This is a genomic window from Ruegeria sp. CDSA089, from assembly GCF_059612205.1.
On record NZ_JBXWQD010000007.1, the window covers coordinates 93,107 to 112,291 of the forward strand.

The 19,185-nt window shown below is 60.0% G+C and carries 20 protein-coding genes; 8 read left to right on the plus strand and 12 right to left on the minus strand.

Going from position 1 to position 19,185, the window contains the following annotated elements; all coding sequences use genetic code 11:
* The first annotated feature begins 74 nt into the window (after positions 1–74).
* The 3 genes from AC2FJ6_RS16665 (at position 75) to ggt (ending at position 2,673) form a co-directional block, all read left to right on the plus strand.
* A complete protein-coding gene (locus AC2FJ6_RS16665; RefSeq protein ID WP_170774779.1) occupies positions 75–413 on the plus strand; it encodes an STAS domain-containing protein in 339 nt (112 codons plus the stop codon).
* A 32-nt stretch (positions 414–445) separates the two neighbouring features.
* Positions 446–886, plus strand: a complete 441-nt coding sequence (locus AC2FJ6_RS16670; protein WP_170774781.1) for an ATP-binding protein — start codon at positions 446–448, stop codon at positions 884–886.
* A gap of 209 nt (positions 887–1,095) precedes the next feature.
* Positions 1,096–2,673 (plus strand): gamma-glutamyltransferase, encoded by a 1,578-nt coding sequence (gene ggt, locus AC2FJ6_RS16675; RefSeq protein WP_170774784.1) that lies wholly within the window; start codon positions 1,096–1,098, stop codon positions 2,671–2,673.
* A gap of 24 nt (positions 2,674–2,697) precedes the next feature.
* Here ggt and hspQ read toward each other — a convergent pair whose 3' ends face one another.
* Positions 2,698–3,024: a heat shock protein HspQ gene (gene hspQ / locus AC2FJ6_RS16680; protein ID WP_170774786.1), complete on the minus strand. Its 327-nt coding sequence runs from the start codon at positions 3,022–3,024 to the stop codon at positions 2,698–2,700.
* 80 nt (positions 3,025–3,104) lie between these two features.
* On the opposite strand from hspQ, the gene AC2FJ6_RS16685 reads away from it, so the two are divergent.
* Both AC2FJ6_RS16685 and AC2FJ6_RS16690 read left to right on the plus strand, forming a co-directional pair.
* Positions 3,105–3,986, plus strand: a complete 882-nt coding sequence (locus AC2FJ6_RS16685) for an AEC family transporter (RefSeq protein ID WP_170774788.1) — start codon at positions 3,105–3,107, stop codon at positions 3,984–3,986.
* A 60-nt stretch (positions 3,987–4,046) separates the two neighbouring features.
* Positions 4,047–4,628, plus strand: coding sequence for a transglycosylase SLT domain-containing protein (locus AC2FJ6_RS16690; RefSeq protein ID WP_170774790.1), 582 nt, complete (start codon positions 4,047–4,049; stop codon positions 4,626–4,628).
* A 12-nt stretch (positions 4,629–4,640) separates the two neighbouring features.
* Here the strand turns inward: AC2FJ6_RS16690 and AC2FJ6_RS16695 are convergent, their stop codons facing one another.
* The 4 genes from AC2FJ6_RS16695 to AC2FJ6_RS16710 form a co-directional block, all read right to left on the minus strand.
* Positions 4,641–5,237: a LolA family protein gene (locus tag AC2FJ6_RS16695; RefSeq protein WP_170774792.1), complete on the minus strand. Its 597-nt coding sequence runs from the start codon at positions 5,235–5,237 to the stop codon at positions 4,641–4,643.
* Between the two features lie 39 nt (positions 5,238–5,276).
* Positions 5,277–8,162: a DNA translocase FtsK gene (locus tag AC2FJ6_RS16700; RefSeq protein WP_170774794.1), complete on the minus strand. Its 2,886-nt coding sequence runs from the start codon at positions 8,160–8,162 to the stop codon at positions 5,277–5,279.
* Positions 8,163–8,176: 14 nt separating this feature from the next.
* On the minus strand, positions 8,177–9,358 hold the full coding sequence (locus AC2FJ6_RS16705; RefSeq protein ID WP_170774796.1) for an aminotransferase class I/II-fold pyridoxal phosphate-dependent enzyme: 1,182 nt from the start codon (positions 9,356–9,358) through the stop codon (positions 8,177–8,179).
* 107 nt (positions 9,359–9,465) lie between these two features.
* Positions 9,466–10,794, minus strand: a complete 1,329-nt coding sequence (locus tag AC2FJ6_RS16710; RefSeq protein WP_170774798.1) for an amidase — start codon at positions 10,792–10,794, stop codon at positions 9,466–9,468.
* A gap of 53 nt (positions 10,795–10,847) precedes the next feature.
* On the opposite strand from AC2FJ6_RS16710, the gene AC2FJ6_RS16715 reads away from it, so the two are divergent.
* Entirely contained in the window at positions 10,848–12,110 is a 1,263-nt protein-coding gene (locus AC2FJ6_RS16715) for an FAD-dependent monooxygenase (protein ID WP_496669551.1), read from the plus strand.
* Here AC2FJ6_RS16715 and AC2FJ6_RS16720 read toward each other — a convergent pair.
* The 6 genes from AC2FJ6_RS16720 to AC2FJ6_RS16745 all read right to left on the minus strand — a co-directional run bounded on the left by AC2FJ6_RS16720 (position 12,107) and on the right by AC2FJ6_RS16745 (position 16,739).
* On the minus strand, positions 12,107–12,286 hold the full coding sequence (locus AC2FJ6_RS16720) for a Trm112 family protein (protein WP_170355381.1): 180 nt from the start codon (positions 12,284–12,286) through the stop codon (positions 12,107–12,109). The two genes, AC2FJ6_RS16715 and AC2FJ6_RS16720, sit on opposite strands and share 4 nt — an antisense overlap.
* Positions 12,283–12,924 carry an LON peptidase substrate-binding domain-containing protein gene (locus AC2FJ6_RS16725; RefSeq protein WP_496669553.1) on the minus strand — a complete coding sequence of 214 codons (642 nt, stop codon included), beginning with the start codon at positions 12,922–12,924 and terminating at the stop codon, positions 12,283–12,285. Before AC2FJ6_RS16725 ends, AC2FJ6_RS16720 begins: the two co-directional genes overlap by 4 nt.
* Positions 12,925–12,951: 27 nt before the next feature.
* Complete coding sequence (trxA, locus tag AC2FJ6_RS16730; protein WP_170774801.1) at positions 12,952–13,869, minus strand: thioredoxin; 918 nt, start codon at positions 13,867–13,869, stop codon at positions 12,952–12,954.
* 76 nt (positions 13,870–13,945) lie between these two features.
* Positions 13,946–14,734, minus strand: coding sequence for an exodeoxyribonuclease III (locus tag AC2FJ6_RS16735; RefSeq protein WP_170355384.1), 789 nt, complete (start codon positions 14,732–14,734; stop codon positions 13,946–13,948).
* 75 nt (positions 14,735–14,809) lie between these two features.
* Positions 14,810–15,802 (minus strand): NAD(P)H-dependent flavin oxidoreductase, encoded by a 993-nt coding sequence (locus AC2FJ6_RS16740; RefSeq protein WP_496669555.1) that lies wholly within the window; start codon positions 15,800–15,802, stop codon positions 14,810–14,812.
* 250 nt (positions 15,803–16,052) lie between these two features.
* Complete coding sequence (locus tag AC2FJ6_RS16745; protein ID WP_480697991.1) at positions 16,053–16,739, minus strand: response regulator transcription factor; 687 nt, start codon at positions 16,737–16,739, stop codon at positions 16,053–16,055.
* Between the two features lie 162 nt (positions 16,740–16,901).
* Here AC2FJ6_RS16745 and ribA point away from each other — a divergent pair, with 162 nt between their 5' ends.
* Positions 16,902–17,996, plus strand: a complete 1,095-nt coding sequence (gene ribA, locus AC2FJ6_RS16750) for a GTP cyclohydrolase II (protein WP_496669557.1) — start codon at positions 16,902–16,904, stop codon at positions 17,994–17,996.
* Positions 17,993–18,493, plus strand: coding sequence for a L,D-transpeptidase family protein (locus AC2FJ6_RS16755; protein WP_496669559.1), 501 nt, complete (start codon positions 17,993–17,995; stop codon positions 18,491–18,493). The genes ribA and AC2FJ6_RS16755 overlap by 4 nt, the downstream gene beginning before the upstream one ends.
* Here the strand turns inward: AC2FJ6_RS16755 and AC2FJ6_RS16760 are convergent.
* Positions 18,477–19,136 carry a YggS family pyridoxal phosphate-dependent enzyme gene (locus tag AC2FJ6_RS16760; protein ID WP_170774809.1) on the minus strand — a complete coding sequence of 220 codons (660 nt, stop codon included), beginning with the start codon at positions 19,134–19,136 and terminating at the stop codon, positions 18,477–18,479. The two genes, AC2FJ6_RS16755 and AC2FJ6_RS16760, sit on opposite strands and share 17 nt — an antisense overlap.
* Between the last annotated feature and the right edge of the window lie 49 nt (positions 19,137–19,185).

Consider the following 19,185-nt stretch of genomic DNA (forward strand, 5'->3'; position numbering starts at 1 on the left):
ATGGATACCGAATGGTAAGAATTGGCGTCTAGCGTATTTCTACGCATGATTTGCAATTCAGAGGACCGGCGCGCATGAGCCTGACCAGCAAAACAACCGACTCGGCCCAGATTATCACGGTGCATTCCGACCGGATCGACGCCGCCATGGCCATCCAGTTCAAGGAAGAGATGCGGCAAGAGGCCGAAGGCGGTGCTGCGCGGGTGGTGCTAGATCTGACGAGGGTGGAATTCATCGACTCCAGCGGTCTCGGGGCGATCGTCGCCGCCATGAAACAGCTTGGCAGTGATCGCAGGCTGGATCTGGCGGGGTTGCACCCCTTTGTCGAAAAGGTTTTTCGCCTGACCCGTATGGACACGGTTTTCAAGCTATACCCGACGCTGGGCGACGCGCTTGCGTCCGCCGCCGACTGAGCCCGCAGATCGAATGAATAAGCGCCCTGCCCATGTGTACCGGTAACTGCCTGGATCTTCAGTTCTCAGCCACAGCGTCCGATGCCAGCGCGGGCATCGCTCAGCTCAGCGCCTGCCTGAAAGCGCAAGGCCTGCCCGCGCACAAGGCGGGGGACGTAAAAATCGCGCTAGCCGAGGCAATCAACAACGTGGTCGAGCATGCCTATGCCGGGGTCACACCCGCTCAGGTCAAGGTGCGGTGTCGGCTGAACCAAGACTGGCTTGAAATACTGATTTCGGACACCGGCAACCCTCTGCCCGGATTTCGGGTGCCCGAAGGCATGCCGGCGGCGCTGGGGTCATCGCGCGACGAACTGCCCGAGGGCGGATTTGGCTGGTTCCTGATCCATGAATTGACCAGCGATATCCGGTATGAGCGCAGCAACGGCTGCAACTGGCTGTCCCTGCGCTTTGATTTCCCGGACGCCGAGTGAAAGGTAAAAGGTCACAATAACGCCCAAATCGAACCATTGTCGCGCCGCAAATCAGGGTCATACATTTACCTGTAGCTCAGATAGCTTCCCTCGGCGCCAAGTGTCACAGCCCCCACCCAGTGAACGGCGCCGAGGAATTTCCCCTTGATTTGACTGGACAATAGATCGACGCGCGATACCTTCGGCGCGAGATGTTGGGGAATACTGTTATGCGCGATTTTCACGTTCCGGGTCGGTCCGAAGTCCTGTCAACGGAAGGCATGTGCGCAACATCGCACCCGCTGGCTGCGCAAGTTGCGATAAGCATTCTGGAACAGGGCGGTAATGCGATGGATGCCGCGATTGCGGGCGCAGTTCTGCTGGGACTGTGCGAGCCACAGATGACCGGATTGGGCGGAGATTGCTTTGTCCTGTTCAACCGTGCTGGCGAAACCAAAATCCGCGCCCTTAACGGATCAGGCCGCGCTCCCGCGATGGCCAATGCGGACGCCTTGCGCTCACAGGGTCTGCATGCGGTTCCCCTGACCTCGCCCGAGGCGGTGACAATACCAGGCGCGGTCGATGCCTTTTGCCACCTGGCCGAAACCGAGGGCCGGATCGGGTTGGATTCGGTCCTTAGCCCTGCCATCCACTATGCGGATACCGGCGTGCCTGTGGCCCCGCGCGTGGCTTTGGACTGGAATATTGGAGCAGCCACGCTGCAAGGGTCCGCGCGAGATCACTACCTGATCGACGGCAAGGTCCCCAAAACGGGGCAAATCTTCCGCTCTCCGGGTCAGGCAGAAGTTCTACGCCAAATCGCACAACACGGGCGCGATGCGTTTTATACCGGCGACATTGCCGAGGACATGGTTGCCGCACTGTCGCAATTGGGCGGTGTTCACACGATCGAAGATTTTCGGACCACCCAATGTACCGTCACCCTACCAGTCAACAGCAGCTACAACGGTGTCGAGATGTACGAACACCCCCCCAACGGTCAGGGGGCGACGGCGCTTTTGTTGTTAAATATCCTGAAAAATTTCGACCTTTCCGGGATGGAACCGTTCAGCGCGGAACGTATTCATATCGAGGCCGAGGCCTCAAAAGTGGCCTATGACGCGCGTAATCGCTTTATCGCCGATCCTGATCACGCCACGCAGGCTGAAAAGTTCACCGATCAGGCGCTGGCAGATCAGCTCGCCGCCCTGATCGATCCTAAGCGGGCGATGCCAGCCGCCGCTCCGCTGACCGAGGCGATCCACAAGGATACGGTTTATATTACCGTCGTCGATCGGGATCGGATGGCCGTGTCTCTGATCTATTCGATCTTTCACAGTTTTGGGTCGGGCATCGCCTCACCGAAATACGGGATACTGCTTCAAAACCGGGGCGCTGGCTTTACCTTGCAGGCCGGACATCCGAATGAGATGGGGCCGGGCAAGCGCCCGATGCACACAATCATTCCCGGTATGCTGAAACAGAACGACCGCATCACCATGCCATTCGGCGTAATGGGCGGATCGTTTCAACCCACCGGACACGCACGCCTGTTGTCCAACCTGACGGATCACGGGTTGGGATTGCAGGACAGCATCGACGCCCCGCGCGCCTTCGCCGATGGAAACGTTATGAAACTGGAACGCGGAATTCCGCCCAGCGTCGTGCAACAATTGTCAGATCTGGGCCACAACGTTCAAATCCCGGAAACGCCACTGGGTGGAGCGCAGGCTATCCGAATCCGCGATGACGGTGTTCTGGAAGGTGCCAGCGACCCCCGAAAAGACGGTTGCGCTCTTGGCTACTGATCCTGAACGCGCACGATGCGCCGATCAGTTTAGGTGGAAATGCAGCGGGTATGCGCCGTTTTCAAACGGGCCGAACATGTCTGGAATATCAGGATGTTCCACCGGCTCGCCGGACTGATCGGCAACCAGATTTTGTTCAGAAACATAAGCAACATAGAAGGATTGGTCGTTTTCGGCCAACAAATGATAGAACGGCTGATCCTTGATCGGGCGGCTATCTTCGGGGATGGCCTGATACCATTCTTCGGTGTTCGAGAATTCCGGGTCCACGTCAAAAATCACCCCTCGGAAGGGATGTTTCTTGTGACGGACCACCTGGCCCAATTTGTACTTGGCATGTGTCTTCAGCATATCTTCAGCCCCCAAAGAACTTACTACTCTTTTCCCGGCGGAAATGCCAATCAATGATCGGATTTTAAGGGAAACAGTCTGTGAACCTTCTACTAACAGTGTTCGAAATTGCGGCTCCGGTCTTTCTTTTGGCCGGGATCGGATTTGCGTGGGTCAAGCTGGGGTTCGAATACCGGTTGCAATTTGTGACCCGTCTGGGCGTTACGCTGGCGGTGCCCTGTCTGATCTTTGTCGCCCTGATGCAGACCGAGATCACAGCCACCGAGTTGACGCGGTTCACGTTGGCGGCCATCACCGGACATGTGGTGCTTGCGGTGGCCTTTGGCCTGTTCGTGCGGCTCAGCGGCTTGGATCGCCGCACATTTCTGGCCCCGCTGATCTTTGGCAACACAGGCAATCTGGGGGTGCCGCTGTGCATCTTTGCCTTTGGGCAGGCGGGGCTGGGATTTGCGGTGGTTTTTCTGGCTGTAACGGCGCTCTTTTCCTTTACCTATGGGATCTATCTTGTGGCGGGCAAAGGTGCGTTCGGCAAAGCCGCGCGCGAACCGATGGTCTGGGCCACCCTGCTGGGTGCCCTGTTCCTGTGGCGCGATTGGGAAACGCCCGTTTTCCTGACCAATACGCTGGACCTGCTTGGGCAAATGGCCATCCCCCTGATGCTGATCACGCTGGGCGTGGCGATCGCGCGGCTGACCTCGCGCAGTTTGGGACAGGCGCTTTGGCTGTCTGCGCTGAAACTGGCGGTGTGCTTTGGGCTGGGCTGGGGCATCGCGCTGGCATTTGACCTGGATAGCGTCGCGTTTGGCGTTCTGGTCCTGCAAATGTGCACCCCGGTGGCTGTGACCTCGTACCTGCTGGCCGAACGGTTCGAAGCGGACGCAGACGCCGTCGCAGGCCTGGTTATGGTGTCAACTGTCCTGTCTGTGGGCGCGTTGCCTTTAATTCTAGCTATTGTGTTGTAGCGATTGTGATTTCCTAAAGGCTCAATCTGCGCTAGAATAAACAAAAAAGGCACGAGGCACATGAGCAGAATTCTTATCGTACTCTTCGGGGTGCTGCTTTTGGCATCCTGTAGTGGTGGCTCCAAACAGCCGCCCAGCAAGCTAAATGACGCGTGCAGCATTGCGCGTGAACGTCCTGATTTTATCAAAGCCTTCAAAAGCACCGAGCGGAAATGGGGTGTCCCCGTCCACGTTCAGATGGCGACGATCTATCAGGAAAGCCGCTATCGCCACGATGCGCGCACCCCGCATAAATACGTGTTGGGTGTCATCCCGATGGGCCGTCAAAGCAGCGCCTATGGGTTCAGTCAAGCTTTGGACGGCACGTGGGAGGAATACCAGCGCGAAACCGGCAAGCGCCGCGCCAAGCGCGACCGTATCCGCGACGCGTCGGATTTCATCGGTTGGTACATGAACAAAACCAACCAGCGCAACGGCATCCAGCTGCATGACACCCGCAACCAGTATCTGGCCTATCACGAAGGCCATACCGGCTACGCTCGTGGGAGCCATTACAGCAAAACATGGTTGTTGAACGTGGCCAATGATGTGGACGCGCGCGCCAAACTCTATCAGGCACAGCTGGCGGGCTGCCGAATTTAACAGCCCAGCGGGTCAGCGATCGCCTGACCCGCTCCGCGTCCTTTTCGTGAACAGGTCGCTGTTCAGCTTGCCATCAGTTTCCAGCTGACCCAGCAGAACGGTCGTTTGGCTGCCTGCGTTATCGTGGATCACCCATTTGCGCAGTTCGACCGGATCACCGGTAAACATCAGCTCGATCCGACCCGAATCCGGGTTCTTGGGATCCTGCGCCGTCACGACCGTGGCGGTACCGTCAAAATCGTGACCGACCACCATATTGGCCTGTCCCAGATTCACATTCCGCGCCAGCACCAGCGACAGGGGCGTACGTTTTAGTGGATATTGCTCAGCCGGCTGGTTGGACTTGGGATCAAATATCTGAACGGTTCCAGCCCGCGCCAGTACCACTGCGCTGTTGGGCGGATCATATTCGAACCGCATCTTGCCAGGGCGTTCGATCCACAATTTCCCGGTGCTGAGCGAGCCATCATCGTTGATCTGCGTGAACGTGGTCTCAACGGTTTTCAGCTCGTTCAGGTAGTTTGATATCTGCGATAGCGGCAGCTTGTCCGCCGCCCACGCGGCGGGTGCGGACAATGTCAAAGCAAGGGCAAAAGCAATCTGTTTCATGAGGCACAGATAGGCCTTCTGCCCTTGTTATTAAATATCCTATTGCTCGGGGACGAGGATTTCGCGCTTTCCGACGTGATTGGCAGCGGAAACAACGCCTTCGTCCTCCATCTGCTCAACCAGACGCGCGGCTTTGTTGTAACCGATGGCAAGTTTCCGCTGGATATAAGAGGTCGAGCACTTGCGATCCTTGATCACAATCGCCACAGCCTGATCATAGAGAGCGTCCTCGCCATTGGTGTTGCCACCGGTATTCAGGCCAAGAACTGCATCGATATTGTCGGCCTTTTCCTCGGCCGGACCATCGACGACACCGCTCATGTAATCGGGCGGGCCGAACTGTTTCAGGTGGTTGACGATTTCTTCGACCTCTTCGTCCGACACGAACGGGCCGTGGCAACGGGTGATCTTGGCCCCGCCGGCCATATAGAGCATGTCGCCCTGCCCCAGCAGTTGCTCGGCACCCATCTCGCCCAAAATGGTGCGGCTGTCAACTTTCGAGGTCACCTGGAACGAGATCCGGGTGGGGAAGTTTGCCTTGATCGTGCCGGTGATCACATCAACCGAAGGCCGCTGCGTCGCCATGATCAGGTGAATACCCGAGGCCCGCGCCATCTGCGCCAGACGTTGAATACACGCCTCGATCTCTTTGCCCGCGACCATCATCAGGTCGGCCATCTCGTCGACGATAACGACGATATAGGGCATCGCCTCGGGTGCGAATTCTTCGGTCTCGAAGGTGGGTTCTCCGGTCTCGTCGTCAAAGCCCGTTTGGACCGTGCGGCTGAACATCTCGCCCTTGGCCAACGCATCCTTCACACGGCCATTATAGCCCGCGATATTGCGCACGCCCATTTTGGACATCTTGCGATAGCGGTCCTCCATCTCGCCCACGACCCATTTCAGGGCGACAACCGCCTTTTTCGGGTCAGTCACAACGGGCGACAGCAGATGCGGGATGCCGTCATAAACAGACAGTTCCAGCATCTTGGGGTCGATCATGATCAGGCGGCATTCATCAGGCGTCAACTTATAGAGCAGCGACAGGATCATCGTGTTGATCGCCACCGACTTACCGGACCCCGTGGTCCCTGCGATCAGCAGGTGAGGCATCTTGGCAAGGTTTGCCACAACGGACTCGCCGCCGATATCCTTACCCAAAGCCAGCGGCAACGCGTGGTTGCCGTCGCCGAAATCACGGCTGGCAAGGATTTCACGCAGCACCACCATCTCACGGTTTTCATTAGGCAGTTCGATGCCGATGACCGAGCGCCCCGGTAGGGTCGAAACCCGTGCCGACAGCGCCGACATCGAGCGTGCGATATCGTCGGCCAGACCGATCACACGACTGGCTTTCAGGCCGGGCGCGGGCTCCAGTTCGTACATAGTGACAACGGGGCCGGGGCGAACACTGACGATCTCACCCTTGACGCCATAGTCATCCAGAACGTTTTCCAGCATCCGGGCGTTTTCCTCCAACGCTTCATCGCTGAGATGATGGCGCTGAATGTTCGCCGGGTTGGCCAGCAGGCCCAAAGGCGGCAATTCGAAATCGGAATGCTTGTCCTCGAACGACAGCGCAGGCTGCGCTTCGGCCTGCGCGCGGCGCGAAGGCTGAGGCGCGCGGCGCACAGGTTGCGCGACAACCGGTTTGCGCGGCTCCGCCACGGGGATTTTCATCGCGGGCCGAGACTGCAGCGCAGGCTCGGGCGTGTCCTCGAATACGGCGTCGTCATAATCCGGCTCGGGCGCGAAGTCCTGATGTAAGGGCTCCTGCCATTCGGTCGGTTCTGCAGTCAGCGTCGGCTCGGGCGGCAAACCAGTCGAAGTCATCGGCGGTTCCGGCGGCAATTCTCCCGCACCAGAGTTCAGGATCAACGGATCAGGCCCACGCCCCCGCCCCTTGGTCAGCGGCAGGTTCGGGTCATGTTCGGGCGCCATCTCACCCGCGGCGACCTTGCGGTTGCGCACAGCGGCGGAAATCTTCGACCGGATGCGGTCCTCGCCCGGCATCTCGTCAACATCGACCAGAGATTCCCGGTCAATGAGTTCGGGCTCGGGCATCGGATCGGGGCGGCGGATCAGATCGGGGATGCGTGACAGCAGGCCCGATTTCGCGGGCTCGGGCGCGGTTAGCGGCGGTTCGTCAAAGACCGGGTCGGCGTAGGCCAGTTCATCCTCGAACACAGCCTCCGCGGCCTCGGCGCGTGCGACCTTGCGCTCATCCCATTGCGCGCGGCGATCACGGGCGGCCTGCGCGGTCGCGGCGGCCCCACGACCCAGCAGGTTCATCAACCCGTCATAGGACATAACCAAACCCAGCAGAAACGCCCGGAATCCTTTGCGCACATCGTCGCGCGTGAAGCCCAGAACAAAAACGCCCAGCGCCAGCATCCCGAGCGCCATGGCCAGTGACATCAGCTTGACCATGAAATGCGATGCGACCGGCAACAGGGTCAGCAACGCGCCCATGACCGTGTCGCCAAAAAGCCCTCCTAGGCCGAAACTATGGGTCGAACGCCAAGCCTCATCGGGCACCAAAGTCGCTGCATAGACCGAGACGACGGCAATCCAGATCGGCGCAAAGATCAGCCGGGCAATCGCGCGATCTTCGCCAAAATGCCCGGCAAAGCGCACGCCCCAGCCGATCAGGACCAAGGCAATGCTCCAGCTGCCCCAGCCCACGATCATGAACAAGGGCGCCGCGATCGAGGCCCCAATCCGCCCCATCCAGTTCTGCACCGGCGCATCGGTCGAGACCATCCAGTTCGGATCATCCGGCGTGTAGGACCAGATCATCGCCGCCGAGGCCAACCCCAGCAGAATCAAGGCAATCCCGATCAGCTCTTTACTGCGCCGTTCAATGGCGGCTTGCGTTGTACTGTCCAGCAATGGATCGCGGTTGCGCGCGTTCAATGATGCCATTTTGCCCTCGTACCTCACGAATAGATGCAGTCGCGGAGCGTGATTAGCCCCTGCTGCAACTCTGTTTTTGGAGCCACAAGCGCGGCCCGTATAAAATGCTCGCCCGGGTTTTGCCCCGGATCGCCTTGGGAAAGATATGCGCCCGGCAGAACCCGAACCCCGGTTTCACGCCACAGCTTCAATGCGGTCTCTTCGCCGTTGTCGACCGGTAGCCACAGGAAGAACCCGGCCTCGGGTGACATGTAACCTTGCACGCCCGCAAACACCTCATCCGCGATAGCGTATTTTTCCTGATAAAGCGCGCGGTTTTGGATGACATGCTCTTCGTCGGCCCAAACACGTGCAGCGGCGGCCTGCAACGGCAGGGGCAGTGGCGATCCGGCATAGTTGCGCAGCTGCTTGACCTGTTTGATCGTATCCGGCCCGCCCGCAATCAGACCCGAGCGCAACCCTGCCAGGTTCGACCGCTTCGAGAGTGAGTTGAACAGCACCACACGTTCGGGGTCTGCGCCCATCTCTTGCGCGACGGTCAGCGCGCCGACCGGTGCCTCGTCACGGTAGATCTCGGAATAGCATTCATCCGCGAAGATGCGGAAATCGTATTTTTCAGCCAACCCGATCAGTTCAGCCCAATAGTCGCGCGAGGCCACAGCTCCCTGCGGGTTGGCGGGCGAACAGATATAGGCCGCGACGGTGCGGTTCAGCACATCCTCGGGCAGACCTGCATAGTCGGGCAGATGGCCAGTGGCAGCAGTGGCCGATACAAAAACAGGTTCCGCCGCGACCGAGATCGAGGCCACCATATAAACCTGATAGAACGGGTTCGGGCACAGGATGACCGGTTTCTGACCATGTTTTTCCTCGGGGCACAGCGCCATGGCCGCGTTGTACAGCCCTTCGCGCGTGCCGTTCAGGGCCATCACGTTGGTGTCGGGGTCCATCGTCACGCCATAGCGGCGCGCGATCCAGTCGGTGATCGCGCCACGCAGCTCGGGTGAGCCTTCGTTGGGCGGATAGCCTTGAAATCCTGCGGCATTCTCAGCGATCACATCCGTCACCCAAGCCGGGAAATCATGCATCGGAGCGCCGATAGTCATGTGAATCACGTCTCCGCCCGGCTGGTGGTGGTCCAACAGAGTGCGCAGACGCGGAAACGCGTATTCCGGTAGGTTCGAAAACCGCTCGGGGAAATTCATATCTACTGCCTCAAGTTCGGGATCATATCGCCCCGTTTTCAGGCAGGTTACAGGCCACACCCCACTTCGTCCAGACAAAGTGGCGGCGAATCAGGGGATTGTGGCATTCAGGCCAATGCCGCCTCGGCCGCTGATCCGATCCGTAGCAGAGCCTCCTCGGACCCCGGATAGCCCATCATCATCAACCCGCAGCCCGGTGTTCCTGTCGGCAAGGTCAGCGCGGCCAGACCCATCAGGTTGCCGATCCGCGTGTTGCGCAGGGCCAGCAGGTTTTCGGTGACGTAGTAGTCGTGATCGGTCAGCAAACGCTCCAGATTGGGCGGCAGAATCGGCGCTGTTGCAGCCAGAACAGCATCAAACCCGGATGTGGCCGCATCCCAGGCAGCGCGAGAGGCCTTCAGCTTGGACCACGCCGCGATGTAATCCGCACCCGAGACATTCTTGCCCGTGCGGAACCGTTCGAGGATTTCTGGATACATCGCATCCGGGTTGGCTTCGATCACATCGCGCCACAGGCCATAGGCCTCGGTCGTGTAAAGCACACCAGACAGCGCCATCGCATCCGCCAGTTCGGGCACTTCCAGCGGCACGATCTCGGCCCCTGCATCGCGCAGACGCTCCAGCGCGCTGTCGTAGGCGGCACGAGGAGCGTCGCGCAGGTCATCCTTGGCGATGTTTTGCAGATCGGCAAAGCGGCGGCCTTTCAAGCCAGCGCCACGCAGGTCGGCGGGTGTGCCGCCTTCCAACAGGGCTAGCATATGCGCCGCGTCCTCAACCGACCGGGCCAGCGGGCCCACAGTGTCGAAGCGCAGGCACAGTGGTACCGTGCCTTCAAGGCTGACCCGCCCTGCGGTTGTTTTCAGACCCACCAGATTGTTCCATGCGGATGGAATACGAACCGAGCCTCCGGTGTCGGACCCAATCCCACAGGCCGCCAAGCCCCAAGCGACCGATGCCGCCGCGCCCGAGGATGACCCGCCCGGCACGGCATCCACATCATCAATGCAGGGCGGTGTGTCGGTGATGGGGTTCAGACCAAGGCCCGAGAAGGCCAACTCGCTCATATGGGTTTTGCCCAGACACACCGTGCCCATGGCCGTGGCGTTGCGCACGACAACCGCGTCCGCCTGCGGCACACGGCCTTTCAGCAGGGCTGATCCGGCCTCGGTCCCGGTACCAGCGGTATCGAACAGGTCTTTCCAGCTGATCGGCACCCCGTCCAGCAGCGACCGGCGCAGACCCAGCGCGGCGCGATCCTGCGCGGCTTTCGCCTCGGCCCGGGCGCGATCATGGGTGACGCGCGCATAGATGCGGTCGCGGTAGGGATGGGCGTCGATGGCGGTCAGATAGGTCTCGGTCAGCTCGACCGGGTCAATCTGGCCCATGCCGATCCCCCGCCCCAGATCACACGCCGTCATGGTCAGCCAGTCCTGCATCCCTACCCCCTTGGAAATTCTGCTATGAGGCGACGGTAGCGACAGGACCGCACATGGACAATCCCGAAAGGGCGCGCATATTGCGAGGCATGGAACACAAGACCGATATCCTGATCGTAGGCGGCGGGCTGAACGGCCCGGCTTTGGCTTTGGCGCTAGCCCAAACAGGGCATTCTGTCACCGTGATCGACAGCTTGGCCCAGAAAGTCCGCAAGAACGCTGCGTTTGACGGGCGTGCCTATGCACTGGCGCTGGCCTCGCAACGGCTGCTGGATGCTGTGGGCGTGTGGGATAAGGTCTCTGGTCACGCCCAGCCGATGCTTGAAATCAAGGTCACGGATGGACATGCGGGCGTGGGCCCCTCGCCGTTCTTCATGCATTTCGACCATGCCGAGATCGAAGAGGGCCCGATGGGCTACATGGTCGAAGATCGCGACCTGCGTCGTGCCTTTCTGGACGCCATGGCCGACGAGACCCGGATCACGCAGATCAACGGACGCACGGTTGTCGCGCAAGAGGCTGACGCGACCGGCGTGACCGTGAAACTGGATGATGGCGCGACCGTGACGGGCGGGCTGCTGGTGGGCTGCGATGGCCGCCGCAGCGGCACCGCTGCGCGCGCGGGCATCAAGCGGACGGGGTGGGATTACGGCCAAACCGCGCTGGTGTGTGCGATTGAACATGACCTGCCCCATCACGGTATCGCGCATCAGTTCTTCATGCCGCCCGGCCCGCTGGCCATCCTACCGCTGACTGGCAATCGCAGTTCGATCGTCTGGAGCGAACGGTCCGAAGCTGCCGAGCGCATCAATGCTCTGTCCGAGGCCGACTATATGCAAGTTCTGCGCCCCCGCTTCGGCGATTTTCTGGGCGACATCCGGCTGCAAGGTGACCGGTTCACCTATCCGCTGAACTTGACCATCGCCAATTCCTTTATCGGCGACCGCATGGCGCTGGTGGGCGACGCCGCCCACGGTATGCACCCAATCGCAGGGCAAGGCCTGAATGCCGGTCTGCGCGATGTGGGCGCATTGGCCGAGGTTCTGACCCTAGCTGGGCGACGGGGTGAGGATATCGGATCGGTGCTGGTGTTAGAGCGTTATCAGGAGTGGCGGCGCTTCGACACGGCCTCGCTGGCGATGGCGACAGACGTGTTCAACAAGCTGTTTTCCAACGACAATCCGCTTCTGCGTGCAGGCCGCGATATCGGGATGGGAATCGTCGGATCGCTGCCAGGCCTACGACGCGGCTTTGTGCGCGAGGCTGCCGGGTTGACCGGGGACCTGCCCAAATTGCTGCAGGGTCGCGCGATTTAGTCCAGCTCGCGCGCCTCATCCACCAGCATCACCGGAATGCCATTGCGGATCGGAAAGGCCAGACCGGCGGCTTTCGACACCAGTTCTTGTTTGTCCGCATCATAGTGCAGGGTCGTGTGGGTCTGCGGGCAAATCAGCGCCTCGAGCATGTGACGGTCAAACGCGTGTTCAGTCATTGCAAATGTTCCTCGCTCGATCCGCCGCGCATGGCGAATTCGATCAGTGTTACCAACGTCTCGCGCCGGGTCCGTAAGCACGGGGCCTCAAGCAGGGCTTGTTTCTCTTCAGGGTCGAAATCCAGCAGCATGGACAGCGAATTTACCAGCAACTCATCATCCGCGTCTTTCAGCATGTCCCAATCGGTCGAAAGATGCTGCGACGAAAAGAATTTTTCCAACAGATTCAAAAAGCGCGGGCGATTGAACCCGTCATCCTGTTCGGTTTTGCCCAAGTCCCGGTCGAACCCGTCCCATGACACCGCGCACCGCCGATAAGGGGTAAAAGCGTCGAGTTCAGATTTCACACGAAACCGGGAAATGCCGGTCAGCGTGATCAGATAGCGCCCATCCTCGGTTTCAGAGAACTGCGTGACGCGTCCGGCGCAACCGATCTGATGCAGTTTGGCTTCGTTGCTCTGACAGGGGTTCGGCTGCACCATTCCGATCAACCGCTCAGGCGTTTTCAGGGCATCGTCCAGCATCTGCAAATAGCGCGGCTCGAAAATGTGCAGCGGCAGGCGCGAACGGGGCAGCAGCAACGCCCCGGGCAAAGGAAAAACGGATACCGTTTCCGGCAGGTCGGCGGGATGCATCATAAAACGGAGTGTAGCTCTGTTCAGAAATTAGGCAAATATCATCGAACTAAGCTTGCGCCGCCCATTCAAAACAATCGGGTCATTTGGCTTGAGCGCATCAAAAATCGTGAAGAGCTGCGCCTTGGCCGCACCGTCATTCCATTCGCGATCGCGGCGAAACAGGTCCAGCAATTGCGCGACGGCCTCTTCCACGTCCCCGTTCGCGTGCAGCGCCTGCGCCAGATCGAACCGGGCCTGATGGTTGTCGGGGTCGGCCTCAACCGCCGCCTTCAGCTCGGCCACGGGGCCGGCATCGGCGGCTTGTTTGGCCAGTTCCAACTGCGCATGGGCGGCTTCCAATTCGGGCGCGTTGGAAATCTCGGCCGCAGCGCCATTCAGGATCGCTTCGGCCTGCTCCAGATCATCCGCAGCAATATGGGCGCGCACCAGCCCGCCATAGGCACCGGCATGGTTGGGGTCTTCGCCCAGAATGGCGGCAAAGGTCTGGGCGGCATCCGTGGCCGCGCCCTCGGCCAGCATTTCCTCGGCTGCGGCGACGGCTTCGTCCAACTGTCCACCGGGGCTTTCGCCACCCGCCGCCTCGATCACCCGGTCAATGAACGCTTTGATCTCGGACCCCGGGAGCGCGCCCTGAAACCCGTCGACAGGCTGACCCTTGAAAAAGGCATAGACCGTGGGGATCGACTGAATGCGCATTTGCGAGGCGATCATCTGCGCCTCGTCCACGTTGATCTTGACCATCTTGGCCGCGCCCTTGGCGGCGGTGACGGCCTCTTCCAGCATCGGGCCCAGCGTTTTGCACGGGCCGCACCACGGGGCCCAGAAATCGACGATGACCGGTACCTCTTGCGAGGTTTCCACGACGTCGGCCATGAAGGTGGCCTCGGACCCTTCCTTGATCAGGTCGGCAGCGGCAGAGTCGGGGGCGGTATTCAGAAGATCCATGGCAGTCACTCTTTCGTTCGTACTTGCGCCCTATATGCAACCGCAACAGGCAGAAACCAAGGGCTGACTTGCGCGATTACAGGTCGAATGTGGCAAAGACCGGGGCGTGGTCGCTGGGTTTCTCCCATCCGCGCGCGTCGCGCAGAACGCGGCTGGAATGTCCCGCGTTCGAGATATCGGGCGTGGCCCAGACGTGATCCAACCGCCGCCCCTTGTCCGCCGCATCCCAGTCACGCGCGCGATAGGACCACCAGCTATAGAGCTGCCCTTCGGGGATATCCTGACGGGTTACATCAACCCAACCGCCTGCATCTTGCGTCTCGGCCAGCGCCTCGACCTCGATCGGGGTGTGCGAGACAACCTTGAGCAGTTGTTTGTGCGACCACACGTCATCTTCGCGTGGGGCGATGTTCAGATCGCCGACCAGAATGGATTTTTCGGGCTTTTCAGCGCGGAACCAATCGCGCATGTCGGCGAGGTAATCCAGCTTTTGCCCAAACTTTTCATTCACCTCGCGGTCGGGCACATCGCCACCTGCGGGGACATAGAAGTTCTGGATGGTCACGCCATTTTCCAGCCGTGCTGCAATGTGGCGGGCATGGCCGAGACCGGCGAAATCCTTGTCGCCCACTTCCTCCATCGGGATGCGTGACAGGATGGCGACGCCGTTGTAGCCCTTTTGCCCCCGCGCGACCATGTGGGTATAGCCCAGTTCGGCGAAACCTTCGGTCGGGATCTTCTCGACCGGGGACTTGCACTCTTGCAGACACAGCACATCTGGGGCCTCTTCCTGCAACAATTTCAGCACGATAGGCTCGCGCAGGCGGACCGAGTTGATGTTCCAGGTGGCAAGAGTAAAGGGCATAGGGGACTCCTCTGTCGCGGTTGGGCGCGACGTTAACGCGGTGCGTGGCGGGGTGCCATCGGAAAAACCGGTATGTCAGAGCCGGGATGGCGCCGCATTCAGCAGGGCTTGCGCCTCGTTGAATATCTCATGGACGATCTGTGCGGCGGGCATCACCTCGCGCACCATCGAAACGCCTTGACCGGACCAAAGCGACATTGCCTCGACATCGCCCTGTGTTTCGGGCAGCGGAGTATAGCTTTGGTACCGCACCACGGCCTCACCATCAGGACGGCGGCCGATAATTTCCTGTTCGTTGGGGCGTTGGCCCGGCGCGGCGGACCCTGCGTCTTTCCACTCTTGTGCGGTGGAATTGGCCAGCGCCCGATGCGGGGCTTGCGGCCATTTCACATCATAAAGGTCGTAGTACCATTCGGTCTGCGCCTCGGTCGCGTTCAGGATGCGGCGGCGGTATTCGTCATGGATCGTGGCCTCAGCGCTGGCCAGAAACCGGGTGCCGACCCAAACGGCCGAAGCCCCCAGCATCAACGCAGCCGCCATGCCGCGCCCATCCGCAATGCCCCCCGCCGCAACAACCGGAACCGAAACCGCGTCCACCACCGACGGGATCAACGCCATGGTGGCAACCTGGCCCCAGACGTGGCCTCCGGCCTCCCACCCCTGGGCGACAATGATATCTGCGCCAGCCTCTTCCGCCGCCTTGGCCTCGGTTGCGTTGCCGACGCTGGCCATCACCAGCAAGCCGCCCGTTTTGGCTTTGGAAATCGCCTCAGGTTCCATCCCCCAGAACAGTGAAACCGCGTGAACCTGTTTGTCGATACAGGCCTGAAGCTGTTCCTCATACGGAAATTCAAGGTTGATATTGACCGCAAAGTTCCGGTCCGTCAGAGCACGCACCGCGTCAATGCCACTTGTAACCTGCGCCGCAGGCTTTCCCCACAAAGGGATGACGCCATAGCCGCCCGCATTGCAGACAGCCGCCACCAGATCCGGGCCCGCCGCGCCCCCCATCGGCGCTGACAAAATTGGCTTTTCAATCTTCAGCAATTCACAAATGTCACTAGACAAATCTCATCCCCCCAAAAGATGGGCCGAGTTGGCACCGCGAACGGCGGTGAAGTCAAGCGCATCAGAAATTTGGATGGTCACGGACATGTAAGCCGGGCGTCAAACAGATCCGTTCCACAAAAAAAGGCCGGGCCATCAGGCCCGGCAGTCCAACAGGGAGGTGCATGTCATAACCCGGACATGCGCGGGTTGGGAGTAACCTAATGATGACTTCAGGGTATCACTTTGATCCACATCAATCCACCGGCAGTTAAGAGACCAGACGATATCCACCCGATTCTGTGACCAAAAGGCGTGCATTGGACGGATCGGGCTCGATCTTCTGGCGCAGGCGGTAGATATGCGTTTCAAGCGTATGGGTGGTGACACCGGCGTTGTAACCCCACACTTCGTGCAGCAGTACGTCGCGGGCAACCACACCATCCGCCGAGCGGTAGAGGAACTTGAGGATGTTCGTCTCTTTCTCGGTCAAGCGGATTTTGCGGTCTTCTTCGGTGATCAACATCTTCATTGCAGGCTTGAAGGTGTACGGCCCCAGAACAAAGACGGCGTCTTCGGATTGTTCGTGCTGGCGCAGCTGGGCACGGATACGGGCCAGAAGAACAGGGAATTTGAACGGCTTGGGGACATAATCATTCGCACCGGCATCCAGGCCCAGGATGGTGTCGGCGTCACTGTCATGACCGGTCAGCATCAGGATCGGGCTTTTGACACCCTGCTTGCGCATCAGGCGGCACAGCTCGCGCCCGTCAGTATCGGGCAGGCCCACGTCCAGAATGACCAGATCGTAAATCGCTTCGCGGGCACGTTCCATGGCCGAGGTACCATCTGACGCTTCGAACACGTCAAAGTCTTCAGTCATGACGAGTTGCTCACTCAGCGCCTCGCGCAGATCTTCATCATCATCCACCAGCAGGATTTTCTTAAGCTGTGCCATCACCGGTCCTCCTAAGCCTTTCCGGACACTTGCGCGTCGAAGACGCATTCAACAAGGTTTGCTGCAATCGTCTCACGTCCTCGTGTCCGGCGAGTAGGAATTGTTTCACATTTCCCGCGGATCAGGATACAGAAAGAGGCTGATCGTTACAGGGTAACACGAATGAGTCTGATCCCCGACATATCGGAATTGCTGGCCCGCGCCCGTGCGGACCTGCGAATGGGTGTCCCGGTCGTTCTGACGGATGATAGTGGCTTTAGCGTGCTGGCCATCGCCTCGGAAACTCTAAGCGCACAACGGCTTGCGGATTTGCGCAGTCTTGGCGGCGACCCGGTGGTGGCCATCACCGTGCGCCGTGCGGAAACGCTGAAAGCGCGGGCCTATGACGGCGATCTGGCACGAGTGGTCATTCCGGCGGATGCCGATATCGCGTGGGTTCAGGCCGTCGCCGACCCCTCGGACGATCTGAACGCCCCGATGAAAGGCCCCCTGATGTCCGAGCGTCAGGGCAACGCCAATCTGCATCGCATCGCCATTGCGTTGACCAAATCCGCGCGCCTGCTGCCCGCAGCCGTCGTAACACCTGTCGAGGACGGGCGCGGTTTTGCATCGTCTCACGGACTGACCTGCATCGACCACACTCGCGCCGCACCACATCTGGCTGATCGCAGCCATCTGAATGAGGTTGTTGCCGCGCGCCTTCCGATGGAGGTCTCTGAGGCAGGCCGGTTGCATGTGTTCCGCCCTGAAGATGGCGGTGAAGAACATTACGCCATCGAAATCGGCCGCCCGGACCGCAGTAAACCGGTATTGGCGCGTCTGCATTCAGCCTGTTTCACCGGCGACCTGATGGGCAGCCTGAAATGCGATTGTGGCCCTCAGTTGCGGGGGGCACTGGCGCAGATGGGTTCGGAAGGCGCCGGTGTGCTGCTCTACCTCAACCAAGAGGGACGGGGCATTGGGCTGGCCAACAAGATGCGCGCCTATTTCCTGCAAGATCAGGGGTTCGACACGGTCGAAGCCAACCACCGGCTGGGTTTCGAGGATGACGAGCGCGACTTCCGGCTGGGTTCGGATATTCTGAAATCACTGGGGTTCAGCTCGGTCCGATTACTGACGAACAACCCTGCCAAGATTGCGATGATGGAGAAAACCGGCATCGCTGTGACCGAACGTGTACCGCTGAAGGTGGGCGAAACCGCGCATAACCGCGGATATCTGGCAACCAAGGCGGCCAAGTCCGGCCACTTGCTGTGACCCCGCAAGATCTGGTTCTGACCCCGCGCGGCGTTCGGTTTGCCGGGCGTATGTTTCCTTGCTCAATCGGTAAAGGCGGGCTGAGCAACGACAAACGCGAGGGCGATGGGGCGACCCCGACCGGCATTCATCACATCGTCGGGCTTCTGTACCGACCGGATCGTGTTGTGGCGCCGATCTCTTGGGCGATCCCGACTGGACCGCAGGATCTGTGGTCCGATGACGCAAGCGATTCTCGATATAATCAATTGGTACGTGCGCCCTACCCGTTCAGCCACGAGAGACTGCGCCGCGCTGATCCGCTCTACGATGTTGTGCTGCTGACGGATTGGAACTGGCCCAATGCAGTTCCGGGTCGTGGGTCGGCCATTTTTCTGCATCAATGGCGGCGACCCGGATTTCCGACCGAAGGTTGCATTGCCTTTCGGCGCGATCATCTGCACTGGATCGCGCAAAGGGTGCTGCCCGGGACGCGGGTAGTTATTCCTCGGGCCTGAAGCGTTCGCCAAAGATCGCCGAGCCGACACGCACATGAGTTGCACCTAAGGCGATGGCCTTTTCGAAATCGTCGCTCATACCCATCGACAGCCCCTCAAGCCCATTGCGGGCGGCGATCTTCGCCAGCAATGCAAAATGCAGTGCGGCTTCTTCATCGACCGGAGGGATGCACATCAGCCCGACGACCGGCAGATCCAGCGCCCTGCATTCGGCAATAAACGTGTCAGCTTCGGATGGTTTAATGCCAGCCTTTTGCGCCTCTTCCCCCGTGTTGACTTGAATGAACAGGTCAGGGCACGCGCCCACTTCTTGCGCCAACCGTGCGAGTGTCTTGGCCAGCTTGGGGCGATCAACTGAGTGTATTGTGCTGAACAGCTCGGTCGCCTGACGGGCTTTGTTGGTTTGCAAAGGGCCGATCAGGTGCAAATCGACATCGGGATATATTTCCATGAAACCGGGCCACTTTCCGGCCGCTTCCTGCACCCGGTTTTCCCCAAAGCACCTGTGGCCCTGCGCCAGAACGTCCAGTACGCGGTCGTTCGGCTGGACCTTGGACACCGCGATCAGTTTAACACAGCCAGCAACGCGTCCTGCGGCAGCCTCGGCCTTGGTGATACGGGTTGAGATATCGTGCAGCGGCATGGGTTCCCTCGAATTGACCTGAGCGCAGGAAAACACCATGTCGGCGCAA

Bases quoted from the DNA above. Each gene is read 5' to 3' on its own strand.
- AC2FJ6_RS16665 (WP_170774779.1), top strand. From the start codon at position 75: ATGAGCCTGACCAGCAAAACAACCGACTCGGCCCAGATTATCACGGTG.
- AC2FJ6_RS16670 (WP_170774781.1), top strand. From the start codon at position 446: ATGTGTACCGGTAACTGCCTGGATCTTCAGTTCTCAGCCACAGCGTCC.
- ggt (WP_170774784.1), top strand. From the start codon at position 1,096: ATGCGCGATTTTCACGTTCCGGGTCGGTCCGAAGTCCTGTCAACGGAA.
- hspQ (WP_170774786.1), bottom strand. From the start codon at position 3,024: ATGCTGAAGACACATGCCAAGTACAAATTGGGCCAGGTGGTCCGTCAC.
- AC2FJ6_RS16690 (WP_170774790.1), top strand. From the start codon at position 4,047: ATGAGCAGAATTCTTATCGTACTCTTCGGGGTGCTGCTTTTGGCATCC.
- AC2FJ6_RS16695 (WP_170774792.1), bottom strand. From the start codon at position 5,237: ATGAAACAGATTGCTTTTGCCCTTGCTTTGACATTGTCCGCACCCGCC.
- AC2FJ6_RS16700 (WP_170774794.1), bottom strand. From the start codon at position 8,162: ATGGCATCATTGAACGCGCGCAACCGCGATCCATTGCTGGACAGTACA.
- AC2FJ6_RS16705 (WP_170774796.1), bottom strand. From the start codon at position 9,358: ATGAATTTCCCCGAGCGGTTTTCGAACCTACCGGAATACGCGTTTCCG.
- AC2FJ6_RS16710 (WP_170774798.1), bottom strand. From the start codon at position 10,794: ATGCAGGACTGGCTGACCATGACGGCGTGTGATCTGGGGCGGGGGATC.
- AC2FJ6_RS16715 (WP_496669551.1), top strand. From the start codon at position 10,848: ATGGACAATCCCGAAAGGGCGCGCATATTGCGAGGCATGGAACACAAG.
- AC2FJ6_RS16720 (WP_170355381.1), bottom strand. From the start codon at position 12,286: ATGACTGAACACGCGTTTGACCGTCACATGCTCGAGGCGCTGATTTGC.
- AC2FJ6_RS16725 (WP_496669553.1), bottom strand. From the start codon at position 12,924: ATGATGCATCCCGCCGACCTGCCGGAAACGGTATCCGTTTTTCCTTTG.
- trxA (WP_170774801.1), bottom strand. From the start codon at position 13,869: ATGGATCTTCTGAATACCGCCCCCGACTCTGCCGCTGCCGACCTGATC.
- AC2FJ6_RS16735 (WP_170355384.1), bottom strand. From the start codon at position 14,734: ATGCCCTTTACTCTTGCCACCTGGAACATCAACTCGGTCCGCCTGCGC.
- AC2FJ6_RS16745 (WP_480697991.1), bottom strand. From the start codon at position 16,739: ATGGCACAGCTTAAGAAAATCCTGCTGGTGGATGATGATGAAGATCTG.
- ribA (WP_496669557.1), top strand. From the start codon at position 16,902: ATGAGTCTGATCCCCGACATATCGGAATTGCTGGCCCGCGCCCGTGCG.
- AC2FJ6_RS16760 (WP_170774809.1), bottom strand. From the start codon at position 19,136: ATGCCGCTGCACGATATCTCAACCCGTATCACCAAGGCCGAGGCTGCC.